The following is a 23,324-nucleotide window of genomic DNA, read 5'->3' on the forward strand; positions in this document are numbered from 1 at the left end:
CTCTGAGACGAAGAGGTTGATAGGTCCGGTGTGGAAGCGTGGCGACACGTGCAGCAGACGGATACTAATCCATCGAGATCTTCTCTATACGTTGGTCAACGTTTCTTATCCAGTTTTGAAGGTTCATCCTTCAAAGTGATGTGGTGGTAGTAGCGAAGAGGTCACACCTGTTCCCATGCCGAACACAGAAGTTAAGCTCTTCAGCGCCGATGGTAGTCGGGGTTACCCCCCGCGAGAGTAGGGCGCTGCCACATTGACGAAGCCCAGAGGCCACCCCCTCTGGGCTTTTTTGTGTTTCATAGAGGTAGATTATCCGATGGTTATGGCATGTGCTGGGGGAGAAAGCACACCATAACCTTTCTTATGCGATGACTTTTATGAAATTCTTATGAAAATCGGATTATACTAAAAGTTAAGGTACACTTTTTTTACTCTTTTACATAGATATTCAACCCAAAGTTGCGGACTAAGTTTCCCCTGTTTTAAAAAAAATGGTTAACCTGAAACCGGAGAAGGGGATGTTCCGTATATAGGTAGTAACTAGATAAAGAGGAAGTGGTTGGATGGAAAGGTTGAAGACGTACGGAATGTTCTTTCTGGTGGTAGCTACTCTACTGCTGGCTGTCGGTTGTACGAACGCTGAAGAGAATGGTGCCAGCGCCGATGAAAGCGAAAATAGCGCTGAGGAAAACACTCAAACCGTTTTGGAACATATATTTACCGGGCCAGGTGAAGAACATGAAGATCTATTCTCAAGTGATGCACAAACCAAAGGAGAAAGGCTTTCCGAGTATTACAGGGAGAATTTCAAGCCATATATGAGTGATCGATTCTACGAGGGATTTGTGAACTCGAATGGAGCTTTGATGTTCCTGCAGCAGGCTCATCCGAACTACAAGCTAGAACCTGAGGAAATAGCTTTAGAAGAAGACAAAGGCGATTACGGTTTCACCGTGACCCTCGCCTACATGAACACGGAAAATGAGAAAACGGAAACGATGGAGATCAAAGGCAAGGCGGATACGAACGAAGAAGGGGAGCTCACAAGTATCAATTATATCAATGCAGAGCAGTTCTTGGAGGAACTGAATGAGAAATAACCGGACACTGCTTCTTTGTCTATGAGCTTATCATTGGCCTGAAAAATTTTAGCTTCTTGGATTTCTAGTAGATTGTTATGTATATTTTCTGAGAACAGGAGACATACTAGAAAGCAAGGAGGGAGAAATCATGGCCAAATGCACGATTTGCAATCGAACATCCGAGAACGGAATCCGTTTCCTGCAGGCTTATATCTGTCACACTTGTGAAAAAGAACTTTTGGAATTGAAGGCAACAGATCCTAGATACAGAGAGGTCATTGAAAAACTGAAGCAGGCTTCTTATTCGACTACTTTCTGAACGATAGAAGGTAGTCTTTTTCTTTGATATGATGAGAAACATATGAAAGGAAGCGATCGGATGGTTGATCAAAATCGAGCCCCTTTATGGGAGGCTCTTCAGAGATACAAAGATTTGAATAGGGAAAGCTACCACGTGCCGGGCCATAAGAACGGGAGGATCTTCCCCAAGGAGGCCAGAGAAATTTTCCGGGAGATTCTGAAAATAGATGCGACGGAAATTGATGGACTGGATGATCTCCATCACCCCGCAGGAGTGATCCGTGCGGCGGAAGGATTGGCCCGCGATCATTTTGGAAGTGAGGAGACACACTTTCTTGTGAATGGGAGTACGTCAGGAAATCTGGCTATGATTCTTGCTGTGTGTCGTCGGGGCAGCCGCGTCCTCGTTCAGAGGAATGCCCATAAATCTGTGATGCACGGACTTGAGCTTGCCGGGGTTGAACCGGTTTTCCTGAGTCCGGAGTGGGAAGAGGAAACGGGAAGATTCAGTGACTTCACGGCTCAACGTGTACAAGAAGGATATGAACAATTTCCTGATGCTTCTGCACTTATTGTGACATATCCTGATTATTTCGGGAGAACCTATGATCTTGAAGCTATCGTCCGGTTTGCTCATGACAAAGGCATGCCTGTGCTCGTGGATGAGGCCCACGGCGTTCATTTTTCCCTGCATGATAATTTTCCAAAGGACGCTCTTTCGACAGGGGCAGATGTCGTCGTGCAATCCGCACATAAAATGGCACCGGCGATGACGATGGGAGCTTATATACATATACAGGGGTCTCTCGTTTCCCGGGAGCGGCTACGTTCCAAGCTTCAGGTCGTACAATCCAGCAGTCCTTCTTACCCGATTCTTGCGAGTCTTGATCTTGCGAGAAACTATTTGGCTGAATGGAAAGAAGGAAACCTTTTCTCCTTTTTGAAAAAAGTCAGGGAAGAACTGGATTCCTTCACAGATCAATGGGAGGTTTCCTCGCGTACAGAAAAAGATGATCTTTTGAAAGTATCCATCCGCCCTGCTTCTATAGATGGATTCACTCTGGCTTCTATGTTGGAAGAACAGGGGGTATATCCGGAGATGGCCACAAGCAAAGAGGTGCTTCTGACGTTCGGTCTTGAAGTTTCTGAGATGTGGGCGAAGGATAAAGATGCCTTCAAAGAAGTCAGTCGTTTATTACAAAACGAAGAAAAGCATGCTAAAATAAAGGGAGCAGATATTGCGTTTCCGGCTGTGGGACAGTTGGACGCAACCTACGAAGAAATGGAGCGTATGCCTACCTTTGTTGTAGATTTGGAGGACGCGATCGGCTATCTTGCAGCGGAAGCGGTGATTCCTTATCCTCCGGGTATTCCCATCGTTCTCAAAGGGGAAAGGATCCGGAGCGAGCAGGTGGAAATGATCAGCATCCTTCTGAAACAGCAGGCGACGTTCCAAAATGAAAACATAGAAACAAGCTTAACTATATTCGAGGAAGCGTGGTCGTGAGTATATATGTTTATAACGTTTGAAGGCGGCGAAGGAGCAGGGAAGACGACGGTTCTCAGCATACTTCATAAAGAATTGGAAGACCAGGGGTATGATGTCCTCGCGACAAGGGAACCGGGCGGCATTAAAATCTCCGAAAAGATCCGTCACATCATTCTGGACCCTGAACATAAAGAGATGGACGCCAGGACAGAGGCTCTACTATACGCCGCTGCAAGGCGTCAACATCTTGCAGAGAAAGTGATTCCTGCTTTAAGGGAAGGAAAAATTGTCTTGTGTGACCGTTTCGTCGACTCCAGTCTCGTGTATCAGGGTGTCGGGCGAGGTCTTGGCATCGAAGAAGTGATGACCGTGAATGAGTTCGCTGTTGAAGATTGGATGCCGGACGTGACCCTGTTTTTCGATATCACTCCGGAACAGGGACTGGCAAGAATCGATGCCAATAGTGCACGGGAGAAGAACCGTCTGGATATGGAGAATCTCGATTTTCACAAAAAAGTGTACGATGCCTATCTTGAGCTTGCTGCGAAGTATCCGGAGCGTATCGAGTGTATCAATGCAGACCAGCCGCTGGACCGGGTGATCAGCGAGGTACGTGAAGCAATCGGGCATCATACAAATAAGTAAGCCACTGTTTTGATATAATGAAGGTAACAAATTGTTTGAGGAGGCATAACCATGAAAATGATTGTGGCGATTGTCCAGGATAAAGATACCAATCGACTGACAGATGCCCTCTCTGAGCACGATTACAAATCAACCAAGCTCTCTACACGCGGAGGATTTCTGAAAGAGGGGAATACGACGCTTATGATCGGAGTGGATGATGAGGACGTAGATCAGGTACTCGAAATCATCGAAGAAAACTGCTCTAAGCGTGATCAGATGGTAGCGCCGATTTCACCTATGGGGGGGAACGCCGACTCTTATATTCCGAAACCTGTGAAAGTGGAAGTAGGGGGAGCGAACGTATTTGTACTGCCGATCGAATCGTTTTTCCATTTTTAACATGGGTAAGGGAGTATGTTTATGAAGATTAGTCAGGAAATGCGTACCCAGATGGAAGCGCAGCAAAAGCATAATACCCAGCAGACCGGTAAGGCGAAATCCTTCGATTCCATGGTAAGGGCTCAGTCCCAGCAACTCCAGCAACAACAGTTGAACCGGTTGATGACTACCATCACAGCACAGGGTGAGCGTCTGGCCCGCTTCCGTTCTTTCCGGGATCTGGCGAAGTACAAACGGCTGATCCGTGATTTTGTGAAAGAATCTGTTCAGTATGGAATGAACCTGAAGCATTCGCACAGCTGGAGCCGCATGGGACAGAACCGTAAGCTGACAATCGTCGAAGAGGTGGACGAAAAACTCGCGGAGTTGACGGAAGCCGTAATGGATCAGGAAGAACAATCAGTGGATCTACTTGGACTGATCGGAGAAATCAAAGGACTGCTAATCAATTTATATACGTAAGGACGGACTGACATGGAACGTTGGGGGCAATTGAAAGAGACACAGCCGCTCGCGGCACAGATGCTTATGAACAGTTACAAGAGAGACAGAATGGCCCATGCATATCTTTTTTATGGACACCGGGGGACGGGCAAGCGGGAAGCTGCCCGTCTTTTGGCGAAGACGTTGTTCTGTCCGAACGTGATAGATACAGAGCCTTGTCAGGAATGCCGGGAGTGCAGGCGTATCGATTCAGGAAATCACCCCGATCTGCACTGGGTCAAGCCGGACGGCGCTTCTATCAAAAAAGAGCAGATCCTCACTCTTCAGAAGGAATTCACATATACGGGGCTGGAGTCTGATCGGAAGGTGTATGTCATCGAAGCCGCTGACCTTATGACCGTGAATGCATCGAATCGGCTGTTGAAGTTTCTCGAAGAACCGAGCCGCGAGACGACGGCTATTTTACTGACGGAAAATAGTGAAGCGATCATTCAGACGATACGTTCGCGTTGCCAGCAACTCGCCTTTCAGCCCTTGAATCAGGAAAAGATGAAACATTTTCTTATGGAACAGGGAATTTCCACTTCCAACGCTTCCATTCTCAGCGCATTGACGAATAATGGGGAGGAAGCTCTCGAGATGTTGGAGGGAGACTGGTTTGCCAATGCTCGAAAATTAGTGATACAATTGACGGAAGTACTTCAATCGAAACCGAATGAAGCACTTCTGTTTGTCAATCATCAGTGGATGCCTCATTTTTCCGATAGAGATACACTGCAACGGGGGCTGGATGTACTTATGCTCTGGTTCAAAGACATGCTCCATGAGCACCTTGGACGCGAGGAAGCAGTCGTATTCATCCAGGAGAAAGAAAAGAGAGAACGCGCGATGATGCGTTTCTCCCGCACGCAGGTAACAGCATGTATGGCTAGGATTATGGAGGCGAAACGTCACATACATCAGAACGTTCATCCCACACTCGTGATGGAACAACTTACACTTCAATTGCAAAGGTGTTGATCCGGAATGGTCGAAGTAGTAGGTGTGCGGTTCAAGCAGGCAGGAAAGGTTTATTTTTTCGGTCCTGGTAATTTGAAGTTGACGACGAGTGATTACGTCATTGTCGAAACGGTGAGAGGCATAGAATTCGGGAAAGTTGCCATCTCTAACCGCGAAGTAGACGAAGAAGATGTAGTTCTTCCGTTAAAACAAGTCATTCGGGTAGCCGATGAGAAGGATAAGCTTACTGTCCAGGAGAATAAAGACCAAGCACAGGAAGCCTATGATACATGTGAGAAGAAGATTAAGGAACATAAGCTGGATATGAATCTGGTCGATGTCGAATATACATTTGATCGCAATAAAGTCGTTTTCTATTTTACAGCCGATGGACGCGTGGACTTCCGGTCTCTCGTCAAAGATTTGGCATCTGTCTTCCGGACACGCATCGAATTAAGACAGATCGGTGTCCGTGATGAAGCGAAAATGCTCGGAGGAATAGGACCATGCGGACGTATGCTTTGCTGCTCCACATTCCTCGGTGATTTTGAACCGGTGTCCATCAAAATGGCGAAAGATCAGAACCTTTCCCTGAACCCGGCTAAAATTTCAGGATTATGCGGTCGCTTGATGTGCTGCCTGAAGTACGAGAACGATGATTATGAAGAGGCGAAGCGGGAATTGCCGGATCTTGGCGATCGTATCACTACGTCTCTCGGAGAAGGGAAAGTCGTAGGTCTGAACATGCTTGAGCGTGTCGTTCAGATCGAATTCAAAGATCAGGAGAACACCTTGGAGTATTCCCTTCAGGAGCTTATCGATGAAGGGGTGCTTGAAACTAATGGTGCAAAGTAGCAAGGAGAGAGGCGCGCTGAACAAAAAGACAGTCATTGAACAGTTCTCCAATCTGGAATCCCAGATTGGAGATCTTCACCAACAACTTGGAGAACTTAAGGAGCAGTTGGCGATGCTGATTGAGGAGAACCAGCACCTCTCCATCGAGAATCATCATTTGCGCCAGCGTCTGGATCAAGAAGACAGCGAAGGGAGCGCTCAAGGCGAGGGCAGCTCCCGTCGACCTGTCGTAGGAGAGGGTTATGATAACTTAGCCCGTCTTTATGAAGAAGGCTTTCACATTTGTAACCTGCATTTCGGAAGTCCAAGAGATGAAGATTGTTTGTTTTGTCTGTCATTTTTAAATCGCAGTTCATGAGATCGGACCTTCCTGTTTTCAGGGAGGTCCGTTTTTCTTAGTGTGTCAGAAGATATAGAAAGTGGAGGAATATCCAGCTCCAGCGCCTATCTCCCCGAAGATACAAGTCGAAATTCGAAATAAGAAAAGAGCATCTCATTTAGAAGTTCGACTTGAACTTGGGAAGATGGGCAAGGGGCTTCCGCTTTTATTAGTATAACCAGGCAGGAGGAGAAAGCATGTGGTTCACTTGTACGACGATGAACGAATAGATTATTTACTGGCCGAAGAGAATAAGAGGATCATCCAAAGCGCGAGCGTATTTTCCTTTTCGTTGGATGCAGCTCTTCTCGCGAGATTTACCTACCTTCCGAAAACGAAGGGGAAAATCCTTGATTTATGCACCGGCAACGGGGTGATCCCCCTCTTCTTTCTGAATCATTCCAGGGTTCCTATAACAGGGGTGGAAATACAGGAACGGCTCTATGACATGGCTGTCCGTAATGTGAAGCTGAATGAGGCGGAAGACAGAGTTTCCATAATCCATGGAGATCTAAGAGACATGCCCGATTATTTCAAAAACGATAAGTTCGATCTGGTAACGGTGAATCCCCCTTATTTCAAAACATCGGATGAAGTGGTGAGGAATGACAACGAGCATTTGACGATTGCCCGTCATGAAGTGTACTGTACGCTCGAAGAAGTGGTGGAATCCTCTTCCAAGCTTGCCAAGTCCGGCGGAAAGGTGTCCATGGTCCATCGTCCGGAACGATTCATAGAAATCATCGAACTGTTTCGGGCGTACAAACTCGAACCGAAGCGGATCCAGTTCGTGTATCCTAAACCGGGGAAAGAAGCGAATATGATTCTGATTGAGGGAGTACGTGATGGAAAGTCGGGATTATCGATCCTCTCTCCGTTCTATATGTACAATGAAGAAGGAAAGTATACCGAAGAAGCGGAAAAGATGCTGTATGGATGAGCACTACGTTTATATTCTGGAATGCAGAGACGGGACATTTTATACAGGGTACACCAATGATCTCAAGGCACGTATGAAAAAGCACGAAAATGGAGAAGGTGCGAAGTATACAAGAGGACGGGGCCCTTTTGCCCTTATGTTTTCGAAGTGTTTTGCTTCGAAGAGCGAGGCGATGAAGGAAGAATACCGCATTAAGAGATTGAGTCGCATGTCCAAAGAACGACTGATCAGGGAGGGGAAGGAACATGAGAAGTCAAAAGAGCTACCGACAGAAGAACGACCAGGGAACACTATACATCGTGCCGACACCCATCGGTAACCTGGAGGATATGACATATCGGGCGGTGAATATTTTACATTCCGTCGATAAAATTGCTGCAGAGGATACCCGGAATACCAAAAAGCTAACCCGGCATTTTGATATCACGACCCCGCTCATCAGCTACCATGAACATAACGAAAAAAGCCGGGGCGAGGAATTGATCCGGGAGCTTGAAAATGGTGAATCGGTAGCGATCGTCAGCGATGCAGGTATGCCCGGTATCTCGGACCCGGGAGAAGAGATCATTAAAGAAGCGGTTGATCAGGGGATTTCTGTAGTCGTTCTTCCGGGGGCGAACGCTGCCCTTGTCGCCCTTGTAGGTTCCGGGTTGAAGACGGATCACTTCTTTTACTACGGCTTCCTTCCGCGTAAAAAGAAAGACCGGGAAGCGGAGCTTCAGAAGTGGAAGTCATTCACGGAAACAATTGTTTTCTATGAATCTCCTCATCGATTGAAGCAGATGCTCCGTCATATGTACGACGTTTTCGGCGATCGCAAGGTGTCTCTAGCCCGGGAACTGACGAAACAATATGAAGAATTTTTACGTGGAAGTCTCGAGGAAGCTGCAGTGTGGGCGGAAGAGACGGAGCTTAAAGGCGAATTTTGCATTGTTGTGGAAGGCGGCGAAGCAGAAATCACCTCTTCCTGGTGGGAATCTCTTACCGTGGTGGAACACGTCGATACGTATGTAGAAGAAGGCATGAAAAACAAGGAAGCGATTAAGAAGGCAGCGGTGGACAGAGGTGTCCCGAAACGTGATGTTTACCGGGAATATCATGTTGGAGACTAAAAAGCTTAGTCATCCCGCTTAAAAAGCATCACATAAACGAAAGGCGGTCTTCCTTTCCATGAAATAAAAGGTCTTCGAAGCAGAAACCCGGGCAGAGTCCGCACAAATTCCAGTCAGGTCCGCAAACGACTGTCGATACTTGTCGAACGTCCGCAAACAAGTGCTTCTGGTCCGCAAGTACGGTCGGCAAGTCCGCATACAGCAGCCAGCTGTCCCTATTTTTGCCCATGAAAAAAGCACTTTTACCTTTTCTCTCTGTTGGTAAAAGTGCATTCTTTCAAAAAGAGGTTATTACTTGGCTGTCTTACCCTGAATTTCTTTTACGAGCTGTTCTGCTCCTTCTTTGCTCAGGACAAGATTTCCGCCTGCAAGCTTCATGTTGTCGTCGGATACTTCCCCGGTAACCTGACAAGTCATGGAAGGCTTGTACTTCTTGAGAACGATGCGATCGTCGTCTACGTAAATCTCTAACGCATCTTTCTCGTTGATGTCGAGCGTACGGCGCAATTCGATCGGAATTACGACGCGGCCCAGTTCGTCCACTTTACGAACGATACCAGTAGATTTCATGTGAAACTCTCCCCTTAACTCAAAAGTTTGTCGCCTAATGTCGACGGTGGTTCGGCTTTATAATACCAAGGTTTCCCAGTGATGTCAATTGCTTTTACTTCAAAACGCTGTAAAAGTTTAGACAAATTTATTTACTTATGTATATACATGATACATAAGGGAAGGCTGTTCGTCTAATATCCGGCAGGGAAGACTCTGATTTTTTTGACAGAGGCGTTCCATATTCGGTATATTTTAAAGTTAGGAATGACTATTTAAGAGAAGGAACGTAATCTTGAGGAGGGACTTACATGCCTGAGGAGAAAAATACATTTTATATTACAACTCCGATTTATTACCCGAGCGGTAATCTTCACATAGGACATGCTTATACAACCGTAGCCGGAGATGCTATGGCGCGTTACAAACGTCTGAGAGGGTACGACGTCATGTATCTGACAGGGACGGATGAGCACGGACAGAAGATTCAGCGGAAAGCGGAAGAAAAAGGAGTAAGTCCGATCGAATATGTAGACGATATCGTCGATGGTATTCAGGACCTGTGGGACAAACTCGACATCTCTTACGATGATTTCATCCGTACCACACAGGACCGACACAAACAGGTCGTAGCTAAAATCTTCGATTACCTGATGGAAAAAGGGGACATTTACCTCGGAGAGTACGAAGGTTGGTACTGCACCTCCTGTGAATCCTTTTTCACGGAGCGTCAGCTGGATGAAGGGCACTGCCCGGATTGTGGTGGCCCTGTCGAGAAAGTCAAAGAGGAATCCTACTTCTTTGAAATGAGCAAATATGTGGATCGTCTGCTTAAATTCTACGAAGATAATCCGAAGTTCATTCAGCCGGAGAGCCGGAAGAATGAAATGATCAATAACTTCATAAAACCGGGTCTCGAAGACCTTGCGATTTCCCGTACGACATTCGATTGGGGGATTGGAGTGCCCGGAAACGAGAAGCACGTCATCTATGTGTGGATTGATGCGCTCAGTAACTACATCACGGCACTCGGCTATGATACGGATGACGACGAACGTTTCCGTAAATACTGGCCGGCGGATGTTCAGCTTGTCGGGAAAGAAATCGTCCGTTTCCATACGATTTACTGGCCGATCATGCTGATGGCACTTGACCTTCCGCTTCCGAAACAAGTCTTTGCTCACGGCTGGATTCTGATGAAGGACGGAAAAATGTCCAAATCCAAAGGGAACGTCGTAGACCCTGTCCAGTTGAGCGAACGGTATGGACTTGATGCGCTTCGTTACTACCTTCTTCGTGAAGTACCATTCGGTTCGGATGGAGTGTTCACACCTGAAGCATTCGTCGAGCGTACCAATTATGACCTGGCGAACGATCTCGGTAACCTGCTGAACCGTACCGTAGCCATGGTGAATAAATACTTCGACGGTCAAATCCCTGAACTCGTCCCAGGCGAGACCGGAGTCGATGAAGACCTCGAGAAGATGGCGCGGGAAACGAGAGCAAAAGTCGAAGAGAATCTCGAGAACATGGAATTCTCTGTTGCGCTTAGTGAACTATGGCGCTTTGTTAGCCGTACGAATAAATATATCGATGAGACGACGCCATGGGTATTGGCGAAAGATGAGAATCAGAAGGAGCGTCTTGGGAATGTAATGGCTCATCTCGCCTCTTCTCTTCGTCATATCGGGATTATGCTTCGTCCATTCATGACGCGTACGCCTGAGCGTATCTTCGAGCAGCTCGGTATTACGGAAGAAGAAGGAAAAGAATGGGCAAGCCTGGATGACTTCAGCTACATCAAAGAAGGCACCACGGTCCAAAAAGGCGAACCGATCTTCCCGAGACTTGATGTGGAAGAAGAAACACAGATCATCAAAGATATGATGAGAAAGCCGGCAGCAGGGCCGGAGAAGCCGGAGGACCTTCCGGAAGCTACTATCGAAGACTTTCAGAAAATGGATTTCCGTGTAGCGGAAGTGACGAAGGCTGTACCGGTCAAAAAAGCGAACAAGCTTCTGAAGATCCAGCTCGACCTCGGATATGAACAGCGTCAAGTTGTTTCAGGTATCGCCGAACATTACAGTCCGGAAGACTTGAAAGGACGGAAAGTGATCTGCATCCGTAACCTGAAGCCTGTGAAACTGCGTGGAGAGCTGTCGGAAGGAATGATTCTGGCAGGAGAAGACGAGAACGGGCATTTGTCCCTCGCTTCCGTCGATCAGACACTTCAGAACGGCGCAAAAGTAACGTGATGGAAAAAGGAGAGCTTCCGGGCTTTCCTTTTTTCTTGCCATTCTTTAGCATTTATCAAAAGGAGAATAAAAGGAGGCCGAAACATGCTATTTGATACACATGTCCATTTGAATGCCGATCAATTTGAAGAAGATAGAGAGGAAACCATCCGTCGTGCTAGGGAAGCGGGTGTGGAATATATGACCGTGGTCGGTTTTGACCGTAAAACGATTCCGAAGGCTCTCGAAATCGCAGAGAATGACGAGAGGATCTATGCAGCCGTAGGGTGGCACCCTGTGGACGCTATCGATATGACGGAGGAAGATCTTGAGTGGATCGAAGAGCTCGCCGATCATCCGAAGGTGGTAGCAATCGGAGAGATGGGACTCGATTATCACTGGGATAAATCTCCGAAAGATGTGCAGAAGGAAGTCTTCCGTAAACAGATTGCTCTTGCGAAAAGGGTCAACCTTCCGATTATCATTCACAACCGGGAGGCGACGGAAGATATTGTCGAGCTTCTTGAAGAGGAAAAGGCGGAAGAAGTCGGCGGAATTATGCATTGTTATAACGGGCCGGTGGAGCTTGCGCACAAATGCATTGATATGAATTTCATGATTTCCCTCGGTGGTCCTGTGACGTTCAAAAATGCCAAATTACCTAAAGAAGTGGCAAAATCAGTGGACATGGAACATTTGCTGGTGGAAACGGATTGTCCGTTCCTGGCTCCTCATCCCAATCGCGGGAAAAGAAATGAGCCGGCCTGGGTCTCGCTGGTTGCAGAGCAGATCGCTGAACTTAAAGAACTGTCGTATGAAGAGGTTTCTGAGAGAACGACAGAGAATGCGAAGAAATTCTTCAGAATAGACACGTAATGTGTCATGAATGTTACAGAGATTCTTGAATTGTACAGGGATTGTAATGTTCCTGTTATGTTCATTGTCTAGGTAAATATGCATAATGAAAGGAGTCAGTGTAAGACAAACTGGCTCCTTTTTCCTTGGGAGCAGTTTGGTTGACGGGGACGAATGTCCTTACTACAATCTGACGCAGAGTTTTTCAAAAGAAGGGAGGCTTACGAAAGTGAAAAGCATTTTTACTTCTAAGCTTTTATGGATGTCCGTAGTATCCACGGTCACAATCGCATTTATATCTATCGTAGTATTTCATTCCACTAAAACAAGCGTACAGGTATCTGCCAATGGCGAAAAAGAATTGGTCCGTACGCATGCCGATACAGTAGCTGAACTATTAAATGAACTAAATATCGAAACAGGAGATCATGATGAATTATCCCATTCGCTGTCCGATTCCGTTGAATATGGAATGGATATCGAATACAACCAGGCGAAAGCCGTCCAGGTTGCAGATGGGGAGTCGACCAGGGAAGTGTACACGACTGCTTCCACGGTCGGTGAGCTGATGAAAGAAGAAGGGATCGACATGAAAGATCACGACGAGCTATCCCATAAATCATCAGCGAGTGTTGAAAACGACATGACCATCTCTATCGATCGTGCCTTCCAGGTTACGGTGAAAGATGGCACGCAGAAAGAAAAAGTATGGACGACTGCCTCCACAGTAGACGAACTCCTGAAAGAGGAATCTATCTCTCTCGATGGAGATGATCGTCTGAAACCGAAAGCGACAGCTTCTCTCGATCCATCGACACCGGTTACGATCACTCGTGTAGAGCGGGTCGTCAAAACGAAAGAAGAAGAGATGGAATATCCGACGGTCACGAAACAGGATGGTAATCTACTTGAAGGAAAAGAAAAGGTCGTCTCAGCAGGAAGCCCGGGGATCGTAGAACGGGAATACCAGATTACGAAAATCAACGGGAAGATTGAACACCGCGTCATCGTTGGAGAAACAGTGAAGAAAGAAAGCCAGGACCGCGTAGTTGCCGTAGGAACGAAAGAACCGAAGCGTCAGACAGCAGTAGCTGCTGCTACGACGACGAATAATTCCAGTTCGGCTTCTTCTTCCTCTGCTTCTTCGTCTGCATCCAGCAGCAGTGCAAGTCGCACGTTGCAAATGGAGGCGACAGCTTACACAGCTGACTGTGCAGGGTGTTCCGGTATTACAGCAACCGGAGTCAATTTGAACGCGAATCCGAACAAGAAAGTGGTCGCTGTTGACCCCAGCGTCATCCCTCTCGGTTCTAGAGTATGGGTAGAAGGCTATGGTACAGCAGTAGCCGCTGACACAGGTGGAGCGATCAACGGCAACCGTATCGATCTTCACGTTCCAAACAAAGGAGAAGCATTCAGTTTCGGCCGTCGCAGTGTCGAAGTGAAGATTCTCGATTAATACCAGTGATCCAAACAGAGCAGGGGAGTTCCCCCTGCTCTTTTCATGTTCAAAGAGAAGCGGATGACTACGCTTTTCTTACATGGTATGCTTACAGAAGCATATGAACGGAGGAAGAACAAGTGAAAGTAAAAGAGATCATTGTCGTCGAAGGCAAAGACGATACACAGAAAATAAAGCTGGCGGTCGATGCAGATACTATTGAGACGAACGGTTCGGCCATAGGAGAGGAAGTGCTGAAGCAGATTGAGCACGCCAACAGGAAGCGTGGGGTCATTATTTTCACAGACCCTGATTATCCGGGAAAGCGTATCCGGCATATCGTTTCTGAACACGTTCCGGACTGTAAACATGCTTTCCTGCCGAAACACATGGCACTAGCGAAATACGACAAAGGAGTAGGGGTGGAACACGCTTCCATCGAAGATATACGAGAAGCCCTTTCCCGTGTGTATGAAGTGAGTCCGGATGCTGAAGGGAATCTGCATAAAGGAGATTTGATTCCCTATGGTCTGATTGGAGGTCCTCTCTCAAGACAGAGGCGTGAGAAGCTTGGAAACAGGCTTCACATCGGTCATACGAATGCTAAACAATTGGTCCGTCGGCTGAATATGTTTCAAATTACCAAGGACGAAGTGGATCGACTGATGAAAGAAATCATCCAGGAGGAGAAAGATGGAAAATAAGGCGATTGCGACACCCGGTCGCACCAAAGAAATTTTAGCGAAAGCAGGTTTTTCTTTTAAGAAAAGCCTCGGTCAGAACTTTCTCGTAGATGTGAATATTCTCAAGAATATGTTGCATCACGCAGGTATCACGGAAAATACGGCAGCGATTGAAATCGGTCCAGGTATCGGGGCACTGACGGAACAACTCGCGCTCCATGCACAATCCGTCACGGCATTCGAAATCGACCAGCGACTCGTCCCCGTTCTGAAAGAAGAACTGGGTCCGTACGGCAATGTAAGAGTCATTAATCAGGACATCTTGGAAGCGGACGTAGAAGAGGTTGTGAAGGAATTGCTTAACACAAGCGAGGAAGTAAGAGTGGTTGCAAACCTTCCTTACTACATCACTACACCTATTCTTATGAAGCTTTTGATGGAGCGCCTGCCGTTCCAAAGTATTACGGTCATGATTCAAAAAGAGGTCGCAGAGCGGATGTCGGCCTCTCCCAATACGAAGAGTTATGGCTCGTTGTCCATAGCTGTGCAGTACTACACCACAGCGAGTATTCCGATGATCGTTCCGAAATCCGTGTTTGTCCCGCAGCCGAACGTCGATTCTGCCGTTCTGCACCTGGAGAAGAGGGAGGTTCCTCCGGTCGACGTAGAGGACGAGGAGTTTTTCTTCGAGATGGTCAGGGCTTCCTTCAAACAACGGAGAAAAACGTTGATGAATAACTTAGGCAGTTTCTTCAAAGGGACACTCGAAAAACCGGAGATCCGTGAGCGCATGGAAGAGATAGGCATCGATCCCGTTCGCCGGGGGGAATCGTTGACGATGGAAGAGTTCGCTCTGTTGGCTAACACCTTCACTTCCGTCAGAAAATAGGCACAATCTTTAGGCCTTCGCATAGGTTATAGAGAGGTGACCGGAGATGTTGAAAAAGGGAGATCTGGTAACGAGGTATTCTTATAATCATGACGTAGTCTTTCGCATTATCGATATTCAGGAAGATGATGTTTACTTACAGGGGGAAGAATTGCGTTTGAAGGCAGATGCTCCTTATGAGGATGTCTCTAAACTATCTGATCGGGATTATGAAGCTTTTAAAAACGTGGTCGAAGAGCAGGAAGACTATTCGTATCGTCTGTTCCGGCAGGATTATCGCCTTTTGAAAGAAGCCAGAAAAGAAAAAGCTTCCAAACATGCTTATGAAAAGAAGGGTGATTATTTCCAGGTCCCCCCGAGGATCCTTCATATAGATGGAGACTCCGTTTTTTTGAAGAGGTGCATCCGTTTATATGAAAAACTTGGGCTCCGTGTTCACGGCCAGCACGTCAGAGAAACAGAAATGCCGGATAAAGTTCTTCCTTTGATCGAAAAGGTGCAGCCGGAAATTGTCATTTTGACCGGGCATGATGCTTATCTGAAAGGAAAAGGGGAGAAGACGGATCTCCAGGCTTACCGCTACTCCCGTTATTATGCAGAAACGGTCCGTACGATAAGAAGGCAATATCCCGGATTTGACCAGCTCGTCATTTTTGCGGGTGCCTGCCAGTCTCATTTTGAACATTTGATTCAGGCAGGGGCGAATTTTGCCAGCTCTCCTGCCCGGGTGAATATTCATGCGATCGACCCCGTATATATCGCTGCCAGGGTTGCCTATACTTCTTTTATGGAACATATGGATATATGGCAGGTGGTAAGGAACACGGTGAGCGGTACGGATGGTTTGGGGGGCGTGGAGACCCGGGGCATGTTACGGATTGGAATGCCGGCGATCGAAGATTTTTCCCATTCGTTCAGTTGACATCATCGCTCTAACATTGCTATAATATACTGATTATTTGACCATCTCCTGTATATATGTTACAATTCATTTTAGTGAGGTGGAGTCTAGTGGCGAAAACATTGGTAGAAATCAAGCACACGCTAGAAGAACAAATCGGGAACCGTCTGACACTAAAAGCGAACGGTGGTCGACGTAAAACGATTGAACGTACAGGTATTCTTTCAGAAACGTATCCTTCCGTTTTCATTGTCGAACTTGACCAGGAAGAAAATGCTTATGAGAGAGTATCCTACAGTTACGCGGATGTTTTAACGGAAACCGTGGAACTCAGTTTCGAGGAGCAGCCACCAGTTGCAGTAGCGGAGCAGTAAACATATCGTTTGCTGCTTTTTGTTTTGCCGTTTTGTGGTACAATTCACTCAGAATATACGTTTAAGTGGGTGTTGGTATGTATATAATGGAAAAGGCGCCGGCGAAGATCAATTTGTCGCTCGACGTATTACATAAACGTGAGGACGGTTTTCACGAAGTGGAGATGGTGATGACCACCATCGATCTTGCGGATCGTATTGAACTCGAATATTTAGAAGAAGATAAAATCGTGTTAGAAGCGGAAAGTCGGTATGTTCCGAATGATGAACGGAACCTCGCCTACCTGGCTGCCCGAAAAATGAAAGAGCGCTTTGATATAAGAGAGGGCGTCTACATCACGCTCACGAAACATGTTCCTGTTGCAGCAGGATTGGCCGGGGGAAGCAGTGATGCAGCGGCTGTGCTACGGGGAATGGCAAGGCTGTTCGAACTCGACACTACGCCGGAGGAACTGGCTGAAATCGGGGCTGAGATCGGGTCGGATGTTTCGTTTTGCGTGCACGGGGGCACGGCTTTTGCAACCGGAAGAGGCGAACAGATCGAAGAAATCCCGGCACCACCGCCCTGTTGGATCGTTTTGGCCAAGCCGCCGATAGGGGTTTCTACGAAAACGATCTATCAATCCTTGAAGGTGGAGGAGGCGTACCATCCGGATACCCGAGCGATGATCAGAGCTTTGGAAGAAGGGGATTATGAAGGCATGTGCCAGTATATAGGGAATACGCTCGAAGAAGTGACGGTGAAGCAGTATCCGGAAGTCGCTCAATTGAAAGAACATATGCTTCAGGCAGGAGCGGACGCTTCTCTTATGAGTGGAAGCGGTCCTACCGTCTTTTCACTCGTGGACCAGGACGTGAAGGCGAGAAGAATTTATAATCACCTGAAAGGGTTTTGTGAAGAAGTCTATATGGTTCGACTGCTGGGAACAAAAGAAACGCTTGATTGAATCCGTACATTTTTGTTATATTTAAATAAAATATTCGGATTTCAGAGGAGTTTCTAGTTATGAAAAGAAGTAAACGTTTAGTTTCCATGACCCGTTATATCATAGAGCGCCCCCGTACCCTGATATCTCTGCCTTTCTTTGTGGAAGAATACCAGTCTGCCAAATCTTCCATCAGTGAAGATCTGACAATCATTGACGAACGTTTTCGTCAGGAAGGGGTGGGATACCTGGAATCGATAGCCGGCGCGTCTGGCGGAATCAAGTATATCCCTGCCTATTCCGCAGAGTACGGGGAATCCTTCGTCGAGGAATTATGTGAAAAACTTTCGGACACAGAACGTCTTCTCCCCGGCGGTTATTTATTTATGAGTGATCTGCTCGGAGAACCACGCACGGTGGATACGATCGGAAAGCTTTTCGCATCTGCTTTCGTCGATAAAGACATTGATGCTGTCATGACGGTGGCGACGAAAGGGATTCCACTTGCTTATGCAGTGGCGACTCATCTGAATGTTCCTGTGGTTATAGCGAGAAGGGATCCGAAAGTGACAGAAGGATCTACGGTGAGTATCAATTATGTTTCCGGGTCTACGCGTAAGATACAGACCATGGTCCTGACGAAACGTTCGCTCGAGGAAGGTTCGAGAGTCTGTATCATTGATGACTTCATGAAGGCCGGCGGTACGATCAATGGAATGAAAAGCCTCTTGAAAGAGTTCGATGCGGAAGTGGCAGGAATCGGCGTGCTCGCCGAAGCTGAAGACGAAGAGGAAGAAAGAGTAGTGGATGATTATGTATCATTGACGCAAATTCTCCACGTAGATGATCGAACGAAAGAAATCGAGGTTCAGCCTGGGAATTTACTCCGCAGACTTTCCTAAGAAGGAATTACCAAATTAATTAGAAAATAGTAAATTTTTTTCTAAATAAAGCAGGAATCTTTGTTATAGAGTAGAAATTATATAACAAGCTCTCTATACACAAAGGTGGTGAATGATAATGGAAGTAACTGACGTAAGGCTGCGTCGAGTAAACACAGAAGGAAGAATGCGAGCAATTGCTTCTATTACTTTGGATCAGGAATTCGTCGTACATGACATTCGTGTCATCGATGGAAACAATGGTCTGTTTGTCGCAATGCCGAGTAAGCGTACACCGGACGGAGAATTTCGTGATATTGCACACCCGATCAACTCCGGTACCAGAGGTAAAATCCAGGAAGCTGTGCTCGAGGAGTATCAGCGGGCAGAAGAACCGAATGAAGTGGAATATGAGGAAGCAGGCGCTTCTTAAGGGAGAGAAGAGAATCTAACCGATACGGTTAGGTTCTTTTTTTAGCTCGGGTGGTATTCCGTTCCTGGAATTTGTGAAAGGGCCCCCTTGTTTGTGAAGGGGCTGCTTCTGGCGTTTTTCCTTAGGATACGGAAGGAGAGCCTGTCGCCTGCTGTTGCTTATAATATACCCATGTTTGTGTTTTTGTAATCACTACTTTCAGTGAATGTTGAAATTAATTCTGTTTTAAGATAATATTCATAGTGGATAACTATGATGGGGGTTACTTCATGGCCAATCGTTTTGCAGTAGTGCTTGCGGCCGGGCAAGGTACGAGGATGAAGTCGAAGCTTTATAAAGTTCTTCATCCGGTGTGCGGAAAGCCTATGGTGCAGCACGTAACAGATCAATTAAACAAATTGGAACTATCAGAGATCATTACTGTGGTCGGTTTCGGAGCAGAGACTGTTCAGGAGCAGCTTGGAGACAGCAGTAAATATGCCATTCAGGAAGAACAGCTTGGCACAGGGCACGCCGTTTTACAGGCAGGGGACTACCTTGCTGATAAAAAAGGGACGACTGTCGTCGTTTGCGGTGATACGCCGCTTCTGACGAGCGAAACACTCGAATCCCTTCTTTCGCATCATGAAGAGAAGAGTGCTAAAGCGACGGTACTTACAGCTCACGCTGAAGACCCGCACGGATATGGACGTGTTATTCGGAACGGGGAAGGTAATGTGGAACGTATCGTAGAACAGAAGGATGCTTCCGAAGAAGAAGGTAAGGTTCAGGAGATCAACACCGGTACCTACTGTTTTGATAATGAGTCGCTTTTCAGGGCACTCTCTAACGTATCGAACAATAATGCCCAGGGTGAATATTACTTACCTGATGTAATGGAAATCCTTCAGGGTGAAGGCGAGGCTGTCAGTGCTTATCAGATGGATGATCTGAAAGAGGCACTTGGCGTCAATGACCGTGTCGCTTTATCCAAAGCAGAAGCGCTTATGCGGGAGAGAATCAACGAGAAACACATGAAGAATGGTGTTACGATCATCGATTCCTCTCACACTTATATAAGTGAGGAGGCGGTCATCGGCCGGGACGTTACGATTCACCCGGGGACGACCATCACAGGCGATACCGTCATTGAAGACGATGCAGTGATCGGGCCTAATTCCTCCGTGGAACGAAGCTTCATCGGAGAAGGTACGGTAGTGAAACAAAGCGTGGTTGCGGACAGTCGAGTCGGCAGTCGAGTAAACATCGGTCCGTTTGCACATATTCGTCCGGAGTCCGAACTCGGAGATGGAGCGAAGGTCGGTAACTTCGTGGAAGTGAAGAAATCGAAGCTCGGCACAGGAAGCAAAGCTTCTCATCTCAGCTATATCGGAGATGCGGATGTAGGAGAAGGCGTGAACATCGGTTGTGGCACCATCACGGTAAACTACGATGGGGAGAACAAATACCTCACTACGATCGAGGACGATGCGTTCATCGGCTGCAACTCGAACCTTATTGCGCCGGTAACGGTCGGGAAAGGTTCTTATGTAGCGGCCGGTTCGACCATCAACAAAGATGTACCTGCTGACTCACTGTCTATCGCAAGAGCAAGACAGACGAACAAAGAAGGTTATGCGCAAAAGTTAAAATCAATGAAAAAAGATTAATGGAGGGTTCGTTCCATGGCGGCTAAGGACTATCGAAATTCGGAATTGAAGGTATTCTCCCTGAATTCCAACCCTGCTTTGGCAGAGGAAATTGCCAACAATATAGGCATTGAGCTTGGGAAATGTACGGTTACAACATTCAGCGACGGGGAAGTTCAGATCAATATTGATGAAAGTATCCGTGGTTGTGATGTATATGTCGTACAATCAACAAGCGCACCGGTCAACCAGCATTTGATGGAGCTTTTGATCATGATTGATGCGTTGAAGCGGGCATCCGCTAATTCCATCAACATCGTTATGCCTTATTATGGCTATGCGAGACAGGATAGGAAGGCGCGCGCTCGTGAACCGATTACAGCGAAGCTCGTAGCAAACCTTCTTCAGACAGCAGGAGCGGACCGTGTTATCATGATGGATCTTCACGCTCCACAAATCCAGGGTTTCTTCGATATTCCGATTGATAACCTGGTAGGGGTTCCGACGCTCACGGATTACTTTGAAAAGAAAAACCTTGATGATATAGTAGTCGTGTCTCCGGACCATGGCGGGGTTACCCGCGCAAGGAAAATGGCGGATCGATTGGAAGCTCCGATCGCTATCATCGACAAACGTCGTCCACTTCCTAACGTGGCGGAAGTCATGAACATCGTCGGGAATATCGAAGGGAAAACGGCGATTCTCATCGACGATATCATTGATACGGCGGGTACCATCACCTTAGCAGCCAATGCACTTGTCGAGAACGGAGCTAAGGAAGTGTATGCATGCTGTACCCACCCTGTACTCTCCGGTCCGGCTATGAACCGCATCGACGATTCGGAGATCAAGGAATTGGTAGTCACGAACACGATTCCACTCGGAGATGACAAGAAGAGCGAAAAAGTTACTCCGCTTTCCGTGGCTCCTCTCATCAGTGAAGCGATTATCCGCGTGCATGAGCGTCAATCTGTAAGTATTTTATTCGATTAATACGTTTATCTTGTGTAAGCAAGGGGTATATATTAACGATAAATATTGGAGGTAGATGAAATTGGCTATTAAACTTAAAGCGAACAAAAGAGATAACCTGCTAACATCTAAAACGAAGGAAATCCGTGAACGCGGGGACGTACCTGGCGTTGTTTACGGTAAAGAAAAAGACCCTGTAACTCTTTCTGTGAACAGCATTGAGTTGTTGAAGACAGTGAGAGACAACGGTAAGAACGCGATCATCTCTCTGGATGTAGACGGAGGCGACACGTTGAACGTGATGCTTCACGAATACCAGATCGATCCGCTTAAAGACGAATTGATGCATGCGGACTTCTATGCCGTCAACATGAAAGAAGATGTGGACGTAGAAGTTGCGATTCATACGACAGGAGAAGCGGAAGGCGTGCGCGAAGGCGGAGTATTGCAGCAGCCGCTTTATGAACTTGCTGTACGTGCGAAGCCGAACGAAATCCCTGAAGAAATTCTTGTTGACGTTTCTGAGCTTCAAATCGGTGACAGCATCATGGTCGGCGATCTGAAGGAAGGACGTAACTACGAAATTCTGGAAGATGAAAATACGACCATCGTTTCGGTTACTCCTCCGGAAGAGATGCCGGAAGAACCGGAAGAAGAAGTGGACGAGCAACCGGAAGTCCTTAAAGAGAAAGATGATGAGGACGAAGGCGACGACGAAAACAAAGATTCCTAATAGAAAAGATAAAGTGGGGGCGTAGCCGAAAGGGCACGCCCTTTCTTTTCGCTTTTGTGTGACCGGTCTACTTGTGACTGAAGTTTCTAAGCGGGGTGGCTCCACATTTCATGTCTAGCTATGACACCTAGCCCTTAGCGACATAAGTGAAAACCATCCATAAAGAAGAAAAGCGCTTCTTTAGGCTGATTTTCACTTATGCGAGAAGGGCTGAGCAAGGTGTCTCCGCTTTTATATGCTATAATAATCATAATCATTTAATAGAAAAGGAAGTTCAGTTTATGAAGTGTATAGTAGGGTTAGGGAACCCGGGGAAGAAGTATGAAGCGACAAGGCATAATATCGGCTTCGAAGTGATTGATGAATTGGCGAAGCGGAACCACTGGACCGTGGAGAAAAAGAAATTCAACGGTCTTTTTACAACGGAACACGTGAACGGAGAGAAAGTTCTTCTCCTGAAACCACAGACTTATATGAACCTGTCCGGTGAAGCCGTGCGTGCTTTTCTCGATTATTTCGGGCTCGGAGAAGAGGATCTGCTGGTCGTCTATGATGATTTGGATTTGGCACCGGGGAAAATCCGTCTTCGTCAAAAAGGTGGTCATGGAGGTCACAACGGAATCCGTGATATCATCGAACAACTAGGTACGAAAGACTTCAAGCGCTTACGTGTAGGAATCGGAAAACCGAAAGATGGGTCGGTCATCAATCATGTTCTCGATACATTCAGCAAGGAAGAGAAAAAGTTCATGGAAGAGAGTGTAGATCGTTCCGTAGAAGCTTGTGAGGCCTGGATATCCCGGTCATTTGACGAAGTGATGAACGAATTCAATAAATAAACGGCTTCTGTTCTGCGGCCGGTATAAGAAGAGCCCTGGATGATCACACTAAATACAGCTTGTATTCAGGAGGTCATCTTATGCATATACATTATACATGTCGTCATTGTGATCGGGATCTTGCTACCATTCAGGGAGATCAGGTTCCTTTATCTAAGCTCGGGTTCGATGTACTTGATGCAGAAGATATCGAAAGAATGGTGGATGTGCAGAATAACGGGGATGTAGTACTTCATGTAGTATGTGACGAGTGCCAGGACATGCAGCAGAACTACTTACATTACAGAGATCCGTATTATTTTATTCAATGAGACTTAAAGACGCTTCCGAACGGGGCGTCCGTGAACGAGAGAGGGAAGA

Annotated in this window: 29 protein-coding genes and 2 rRNA genes; 29 read left to right on the forward strand and 2 right to left on the reverse strand. The window is 46.8% G+C overall.

Annotated elements, in window-relative coordinates; genetic code table 11:
- From BLQ44_RS14605 to rsmI, 14 genes are all read left to right on the forward strand, one after another.
- Positions 1-88 (forward strand): 23S ribosomal RNA (locus BLQ44_RS14605); the annotation flags it as partial.
- A 51-nt stretch (positions 89-139) separates the two neighbouring features.
- Positions 140-254: ribosomal RNA gene (rrf, locus tag BLQ44_RS14610) — 5S ribosomal RNA — on the forward strand.
- Positions 255-563: 309 nt separating this feature from the next.
- Positions 564-1,100 carry a hypothetical protein gene (locus BLQ44_RS14615; protein WP_093194637.1) on the forward strand — a complete coding sequence of 179 codons (537 nt, stop codon included), beginning with the start codon at positions 564-566 and terminating at the stop codon, positions 1,098-1,100.
- A gap of 130 nt (positions 1,101-1,230) precedes the next feature.
- Positions 1,231-1,401 (forward strand): sigma factor G inhibitor Gin, encoded by a 171-nt coding sequence (locus BLQ44_RS14620; protein WP_093194638.1) that lies wholly within the window; start codon positions 1,231-1,233, stop codon positions 1,399-1,401.
- Positions 1,402-1,461: 60 nt separating this feature from the next.
- Positions 1,462-2,889 (forward strand): aminotransferase class I/II-fold pyridoxal phosphate-dependent enzyme, encoded by a 1,428-nt coding sequence (locus BLQ44_RS14625; protein ID WP_093194639.1) that lies wholly within the window; start codon positions 1,462-1,464, stop codon positions 2,887-2,889.
- A gap of 6 nt (positions 2,890-2,895) precedes the next feature.
- Positions 2,896-3,516 (forward strand): dTMP kinase, encoded by a 621-nt coding sequence (gene tmk / locus BLQ44_RS14630; protein ID WP_093194640.1) that lies wholly within the window; start codon positions 2,896-2,898, stop codon positions 3,514-3,516.
- A 51-nt stretch (positions 3,517-3,567) separates the two neighbouring features.
- The gene (locus BLQ44_RS14635; protein ID WP_093194641.1) at positions 3,568-3,897 is read left to right on the forward strand and encodes a cyclic-di-AMP receptor; all 330 of its coding nucleotides are present in this window, start codon (positions 3,568-3,570) and stop codon (positions 3,895-3,897) included.
- A gap of 21 nt (positions 3,898-3,918) precedes the next feature.
- Positions 3,919-4,359: a YaaR family protein gene (locus BLQ44_RS14640; protein ID WP_093194642.1), complete on the forward strand. Its 441-nt coding sequence runs from the start codon at positions 3,919-3,921 to the stop codon at positions 4,357-4,359.
- 12 nt (positions 4,360-4,371) lie between these two features.
- Positions 4,372-5,361, forward strand: a complete 990-nt coding sequence (gene holB / locus BLQ44_RS14645) for a DNA polymerase III subunit delta' (protein ID WP_093194643.1) — start codon at positions 4,372-4,374, stop codon at positions 5,359-5,361.
- A 6-nt stretch (positions 5,362-5,367) separates the two neighbouring features.
- The gene (locus tag BLQ44_RS14650) at positions 5,368-6,195 is read left to right on the forward strand and encodes a PSP1 domain-containing protein (protein ID WP_093194644.1); all 828 of its coding nucleotides are present in this window, start codon (positions 5,368-5,370) and stop codon (positions 6,193-6,195) included.
- Positions 6,196-6,211: 16 nt separating this feature from the next.
- Positions 6,212-6,553 carry a DNA replication initiation control protein YabA gene (yabA, locus tag BLQ44_RS14655; protein WP_143004727.1) on the forward strand — a complete coding sequence of 114 codons (342 nt, stop codon included), beginning with the start codon at positions 6,212-6,214 and terminating at the stop codon, positions 6,551-6,553.
- Positions 6,554-6,773: 220 nt separating this feature from the next.
- Positions 6,774-7,514: a tRNA1(Val) (adenine(37)-N6)-methyltransferase gene (locus BLQ44_RS14660; protein ID WP_093194646.1), complete on the forward strand. Its 741-nt coding sequence runs from the start codon at positions 6,774-6,776 to the stop codon at positions 7,512-7,514.
- Positions 7,507-7,833, forward strand: coding sequence for a GIY-YIG nuclease family protein (locus tag BLQ44_RS14665; RefSeq protein ID WP_093194647.1), 327 nt, complete (start codon positions 7,507-7,509; stop codon positions 7,831-7,833). The genes BLQ44_RS14660 and BLQ44_RS14665 overlap by 8 nt, the downstream gene beginning before the upstream one ends.
- Positions 7,760-8,626, forward strand: coding sequence for a 16S rRNA (cytidine(1402)-2'-O)-methyltransferase (rsmI, locus tag BLQ44_RS14670; RefSeq protein WP_093194648.1), 867 nt, complete (start codon positions 7,760-7,762; stop codon positions 8,624-8,626). Before BLQ44_RS14665 ends, rsmI begins: the two co-directional genes overlap by 74 nt.
- Positions 8,627-8,654: 28 nt before the next feature.
- Here rsmI and BLQ44_RS16405 read toward each other — a convergent pair whose 3' ends face one another.
- Both BLQ44_RS16405 and BLQ44_RS14675 read right to left on the reverse strand, forming a co-directional pair.
- On the reverse strand, positions 8,655-8,855 hold the full coding sequence (locus BLQ44_RS16405) for a hypothetical protein (protein WP_143004724.1): 201 nt from the start codon (positions 8,853-8,855) through the stop codon (positions 8,655-8,657).
- 62 nt (positions 8,856-8,917) lie between these two features.
- Entirely contained in the window at positions 8,918-9,196 is a 279-nt protein-coding gene (locus BLQ44_RS14675; RefSeq protein ID WP_093194649.1) for an AbrB/MazE/SpoVT family DNA-binding domain-containing protein, read from the reverse strand.
- A gap of 290 nt (positions 9,197-9,486) precedes the next feature.
- Between BLQ44_RS14675 and metG the strand changes: the two genes are divergently transcribed.
- The 15 genes from metG to BLQ44_RS14750 all read left to right on the forward strand — a co-directional run bounded on the left by metG (position 9,487) and on the right by BLQ44_RS14750 (position 23,275).
- Positions 9,487-11,430, forward strand: a complete 1,944-nt coding sequence (metG, locus tag BLQ44_RS14680) for a methionine--tRNA ligase (RefSeq protein ID WP_093194650.1) — start codon at positions 9,487-9,489, stop codon at positions 11,428-11,430.
- An 84-nt stretch (positions 11,431-11,514) separates the two neighbouring features.
- Positions 11,515-12,285, forward strand: coding sequence for a TatD family hydrolase (locus BLQ44_RS14685; RefSeq protein ID WP_093194651.1), 771 nt, complete (start codon positions 11,515-11,517; stop codon positions 12,283-12,285).
- 208 nt (positions 12,286-12,493) lie between these two features.
- Entirely contained in the window at positions 12,494-13,723 is a 1,230-nt protein-coding gene (locus BLQ44_RS14690; protein WP_176757539.1) for a G5 and 3D domain-containing protein, read from the forward strand.
- A gap of 122 nt (positions 13,724-13,845) precedes the next feature.
- On the forward strand, positions 13,846-14,409 hold the full coding sequence (rnmV, locus tag BLQ44_RS14695; RefSeq protein ID WP_093194653.1) for a ribonuclease M5: 564 nt from the start codon (positions 13,846-13,848) through the stop codon (positions 14,407-14,409).
- Positions 14,399-15,277 (forward strand): 16S rRNA (adenine(1518)-N(6)/adenine(1519)-N(6))-dimethyltransferase RsmA, encoded by an 879-nt coding sequence (gene rsmA / locus BLQ44_RS14700; protein ID WP_093194654.1) that lies wholly within the window; start codon positions 14,399-14,401, stop codon positions 15,275-15,277. Before rnmV ends, rsmA begins: the two co-directional genes overlap by 11 nt.
- Before the next feature lie 46 nt (positions 15,278-15,323).
- Entirely contained in the window at positions 15,324-16,199 is an 876-nt protein-coding gene (yabG, locus tag BLQ44_RS14705; protein ID WP_093194655.1) for a sporulation peptidase YabG, read from the forward strand.
- 89 nt (positions 16,200-16,288) lie between these two features.
- Positions 16,289-16,552, forward strand: coding sequence for a biofilm formation stimulator Veg (gene veg / locus BLQ44_RS14710; RefSeq protein WP_093194656.1), 264 nt, complete (start codon positions 16,289-16,291; stop codon positions 16,550-16,552).
- A gap of 77 nt (positions 16,553-16,629) precedes the next feature.
- Positions 16,630-17,499, forward strand: a complete 870-nt coding sequence (gene ispE, locus BLQ44_RS14715; protein WP_093194657.1) for a 4-(cytidine 5'-diphospho)-2-C-methyl-D-erythritol kinase — start codon at positions 16,630-16,632, stop codon at positions 17,497-17,499.
- Between the two features lie 59 nt (positions 17,500-17,558).
- Positions 17,559-18,380 (forward strand): pur operon repressor, encoded by an 822-nt coding sequence (gene purR, locus BLQ44_RS14720; RefSeq protein ID WP_093194658.1) that lies wholly within the window; start codon positions 17,559-17,561, stop codon positions 18,378-18,380.
- A 118-nt stretch (positions 18,381-18,498) separates the two neighbouring features.
- Complete coding sequence (spoVG, locus tag BLQ44_RS14725) at positions 18,499-18,792, forward strand: septation regulator SpoVG (RefSeq protein ID WP_093194659.1); 294 nt, start codon at positions 18,499-18,501, stop codon at positions 18,790-18,792.
- 269 nt (positions 18,793-19,061) lie between these two features.
- Positions 19,062-20,441, forward strand: a complete 1,380-nt coding sequence (gene glmU / locus BLQ44_RS14730; protein ID WP_093194660.1) for a bifunctional UDP-N-acetylglucosamine diphosphorylase/glucosamine-1-phosphate N-acetyltransferase GlmU — start codon at positions 19,062-19,064, stop codon at positions 20,439-20,441.
- Positions 20,442-20,456: 15 nt separating this feature from the next.
- Positions 20,457-21,413: a ribose-phosphate diphosphokinase gene (locus BLQ44_RS14735; RefSeq protein WP_093194661.1), complete on the forward strand. Its 957-nt coding sequence runs from the start codon at positions 20,457-20,459 to the stop codon at positions 21,411-21,413.
- Between the two features lie 61 nt (positions 21,414-21,474).
- Complete coding sequence (locus tag BLQ44_RS14740; protein WP_093194683.1) at positions 21,475-22,125, forward strand: 50S ribosomal protein L25/general stress protein Ctc; 651 nt, start codon at positions 21,475-21,477, stop codon at positions 22,123-22,125.
- 281 nt (positions 22,126-22,406) lie between these two features.
- Positions 22,407-22,964, forward strand: coding sequence for an aminoacyl-tRNA hydrolase (gene pth / locus BLQ44_RS14745; RefSeq protein WP_093194662.1), 558 nt, complete (start codon positions 22,407-22,409; stop codon positions 22,962-22,964).
- Positions 22,965-23,044: 80 nt separating this feature from the next.
- Entirely contained in the window at positions 23,045-23,275 is a 231-nt protein-coding gene (locus tag BLQ44_RS14750) for an anti-sigma-F factor Fin (RefSeq protein ID WP_093194663.1), read from the forward strand.
- Positions 23,276-23,324: the final 49 nt, after the last annotated feature.

Source organism: Salimicrobium halophilum, from assembly GCF_900100295.1.
Taxonomy (GTDB): domain Bacteria; phylum Bacillota; class Bacilli; order Bacillales; family Halobacillaceae; genus Salimicrobium; species Salimicrobium halophilum.

Bases quoted from the DNA above. Each gene is read 5' to 3' on its own strand.
- BLQ44_RS14615 (WP_093194637.1), top strand. From the start codon at position 564: ATGGAAAGGTTGAAGACGTACGGAATGTTCTTTCTGGTGGTAGCTACT.
- BLQ44_RS14620 (WP_093194638.1), top strand. From the start codon at position 1,231: ATGGCCAAATGCACGATTTGCAATCGAACATCCGAGAACGGAATCCGT.
- BLQ44_RS14625 (WP_093194639.1), top strand. From the start codon at position 1,462: ATGGTTGATCAAAATCGAGCCCCTTTATGGGAGGCTCTTCAGAGATAC.
- tmk (WP_093194640.1), top strand. From the start codon at position 2,896: ATGTTTATAACGTTTGAAGGCGGCGAAGGAGCAGGGAAGACGACGGTT.
- BLQ44_RS14635 (WP_093194641.1), top strand. From the start codon at position 3,568: ATGAAAATGATTGTGGCGATTGTCCAGGATAAAGATACCAATCGACTG.
- BLQ44_RS14640 (WP_093194642.1), top strand. From the start codon at position 3,919: ATGAAGATTAGTCAGGAAATGCGTACCCAGATGGAAGCGCAGCAAAAG.
- holB (WP_093194643.1), top strand. From the start codon at position 4,372: ATGGAACGTTGGGGGCAATTGAAAGAGACACAGCCGCTCGCGGCACAG.
- BLQ44_RS14650 (WP_093194644.1), top strand. From the start codon at position 5,368: ATGGTCGAAGTAGTAGGTGTGCGGTTCAAGCAGGCAGGAAAGGTTTAT.
- BLQ44_RS14665 (WP_093194647.1), top strand. From the start codon at position 7,507: ATGGATGAGCACTACGTTTATATTCTGGAATGCAGAGACGGGACATTT.
- rsmI (WP_093194648.1), top strand. From the start codon at position 7,760: ATGAGAAGTCAAAAGAGCTACCGACAGAAGAACGACCAGGGAACACTA.
- BLQ44_RS16405 (WP_143004724.1), bottom strand. From the start codon at position 8,855: ATGGGCAAAAATAGGGACAGCTGGCTGCTGTATGCGGACTTGCCGACC.
- BLQ44_RS14675 (WP_093194649.1), bottom strand. From the start codon at position 9,196: ATGAAATCTACTGGTATCGTTCGTAAAGTGGACGAACTGGGCCGCGTC.
- metG (WP_093194650.1), top strand. From the start codon at position 9,487: ATGCCTGAGGAGAAAAATACATTTTATATTACAACTCCGATTTATTAC.
- BLQ44_RS14685 (WP_093194651.1), top strand. From the start codon at position 11,515: ATGCTATTTGATACACATGTCCATTTGAATGCCGATCAATTTGAAGAA.
- rsmA (WP_093194654.1), top strand. From the start codon at position 14,399: ATGGAAAATAAGGCGATTGCGACACCCGGTCGCACCAAAGAAATTTTA.
- yabG (WP_093194655.1), top strand. From the start codon at position 15,324: ATGTTGAAAAAGGGAGATCTGGTAACGAGGTATTCTTATAATCATGAC.
- ispE (WP_093194657.1), top strand. From the start codon at position 16,630: ATGTATATAATGGAAAAGGCGCCGGCGAAGATCAATTTGTCGCTCGAC.
- purR (WP_093194658.1), top strand. From the start codon at position 17,559: ATGAAAAGAAGTAAACGTTTAGTTTCCATGACCCGTTATATCATAGAG.
- spoVG (WP_093194659.1), top strand. From the start codon at position 18,499: ATGGAAGTAACTGACGTAAGGCTGCGTCGAGTAAACACAGAAGGAAGA.
- glmU (WP_093194660.1), top strand. From the start codon at position 19,062: ATGGCCAATCGTTTTGCAGTAGTGCTTGCGGCCGGGCAAGGTACGAGG.
- BLQ44_RS14735 (WP_093194661.1), top strand. From the start codon at position 20,457: ATGGCGGCTAAGGACTATCGAAATTCGGAATTGAAGGTATTCTCCCTG.
- pth (WP_093194662.1), top strand. From the start codon at position 22,407: ATGAAGTGTATAGTAGGGTTAGGGAACCCGGGGAAGAAGTATGAAGCG.
- BLQ44_RS14750 (WP_093194663.1), top strand. From the start codon at position 23,045: ATGCATATACATTATACATGTCGTCATTGTGATCGGGATCTTGCTACC.